The sequence below is a fragment of the Sulfitobacter sp. HI0027 genome (assembly GCF_001634775.1).
Classification (GTDB): Bacteria; Pseudomonadota; Alphaproteobacteria; order Rhodobacterales; family Rhodobacteraceae; genus Sulfitobacter.
Window position 1 is genome coordinate 1 of the sequence record NZ_LWER01000121.1, and the last position, 220, is coordinate 220.

At 62.7% G+C, this 220-nt stretch carries 1 pseudogene; it reads left to right on the plus strand.

Going from position 1 to position 220, the window contains the following annotated elements:
* Positions 1 to 220, plus strand: a pseudogene (locus A3722_RS06455) (aspartate/glutamate racemase family protein); the annotation flags it as partial.

Sequence of the window (220 nt, forward strand, 5' to 3'; positions counted from 1 at the left end):
AGGCAGCAGTTTCGCCCGGACGATCCTTGGCAATTTGCCCGACCTTGAAGTGCCGCAGGCGCGGGCTGAGATGGTGCAGGCGGCGCAGCGGCTGGTAGAGGCCCATGCGGATGTCGGCGCGATCCTGTTGGAATGCACGAATATGGTACCCTACGCCCCCGATATCGCGGCGGCGACCGGGCGGCCCGTGCATTCGATCCATAGTTATCTCAACTGGTTT